We start from the raw sequence: 1,670 nt of genomic DNA on the forward strand, positions 1-1,670 counted from the left end.
AAGTAATGTTAAAGAAGGAATTACTAATTGTTTTAAGAAATAGATAATAAGGGAAGCCAAAGAGGAGGTTCAGTTGATGTAGAAGTTGGCTCAGTGGCATTTGTTTATGAAGACAGGATCTGTCCTATTTATATTCGTATTTTTGGAGGGGAATTAGGGTGAATATAGAAGAACAGACTCAGGAAAAGATCGGTTTCGTGTTTATTTATGGCGCAGGTTTGGAACGCAGAATTTGGGAAAAGGTTGTAGCGGGATTCGAATATCCTTGTTTATTGGTTGATTTCCCGCTACGGAACGACAAAAACGAATCGAGACAAGAGCTTACTTTGGAAAATTACGTAAGCTATATAAAAAGACAGGTGGAAGAGTGGGAGGTTCAGAAATTTGTTATTGTGGCGCATTCCCTCGGGGGAATTATCGCTCTACAAGTTGCCGCCGATTTGTCCGACCGTTTGGTGGGATTTGTGGCCATCGGAGCGGCAATTCCTAAGAAAGGTGGGTCATTTCTTTCGATTCTGCCATTTCCCAAACGGATCTTGATGTCCATTCTTTTACGAAAGTTGGGTACCCGACCTCCTGAGTCAGCCATCCACTCCAGCTTATGCAATGATCTTTCACCGGAACAAGCAGCGGAAGTTGTACGAGGATTTGTTCCGGAGTCTATCCGCGTTTATACGGATAAAATAGATACCTCTGTTCCGACGGTGCCGAAACTATATTTAAAATTAAAAAAGGACAAAGAGTTTAGTCAGTCCCAGCAAGATAAAATGATTTCAAATTTTTCCCCGCAGCATATCAAAAGTTTGAATACCGGGCACTTACCTATGCTTAGTGATCCGGACGGATTGCGTCTTGCATTACAAATCTTTTTGGACGAGTCGGTTTTGGGTCAAACTAAAAAACATAAGTATTAGGACGACAATAGTAGGTTTGTTTTGGTGGTACTGCACTAACAGGATTCAAGTCTTCGGTAGTTCGACCACAAACGGTTGATTACCGTTTTTTATTTAGTCGTATAATGAATAGAGGAGAATTATCCAAAGTCATCTCCCGTTCTCTGGGAGCTTTTTTTTGTGTGACTTCGGATAATTCTCTATTCATTCTCCGATTGAATTATATGCAAATCCCTTCCTTCGCACTCTGGCAGCAAAAAAATTATGTCCCTTAAGACATTGGTATTTTATGTTTAAGTAGAAAAGAAGGAGGGTGTATATATGGCAAGTCCCAAAAATAATGTTATGTTTGGCATTATAGGAATTACTATAATGGTTGTATTAATCGCCATCCTATCAGGTATGATTTTCACTGGGATGAGTCGAGAAGAAGAGATGGATCGATTAACAATAATTGATCAAAATCTCGAAAAAATTATGACAACCCCTTCAACATCTTCCAATCCTTATGATTACATCAAAGCGAATCAAAAAGAGTTTGATTACATAGTCGAACAAGGGGATTTAACTTTGAATCATTTTTTGAATGTATTCAGAAATGGTTAAAAGAATATATAATGGCATTAGTTTGCGTTGAAATTCTCGGTGATGATAATCCCGTCAAAAAATGGGAATCTGGTCGGCATTGGTATGAACAATATGTTAAGGTTCAATAACGAAAATCACTGCATTATATAGGTATTGTCTTCTCAACAACATAATACAGTAACAAAACCT

2 protein-coding genes are annotated in these 1,670 nt (G+C 38.3%); both read left to right on the forward strand.

Features of this window, described 5'->3' with window-relative positions:
- Positions 1-158: 158 nt before the first annotated feature.
- Positions 159-914, forward strand: coding sequence for an alpha/beta fold hydrolase (locus ABLT31_RS38565; RefSeq protein WP_367761005.1), 756 nt, complete (start codon positions 159-161; stop codon positions 912-914).
- A 300-nt stretch (positions 915-1,214) separates the two neighbouring features.
- Positions 1,215-1,499 carry a hypothetical protein gene (locus ABLT31_RS38570; protein ID WP_367761006.1) on the forward strand — a complete coding sequence of 95 codons (285 nt, stop codon included), beginning with the start codon at positions 1,215-1,217 and terminating at the stop codon, positions 1,497-1,499.
- Positions 1,500-1,670 lie beyond the last annotated feature (171 nt).

The organism is Ammoniphilus soli, assembly GCF_040813775.1.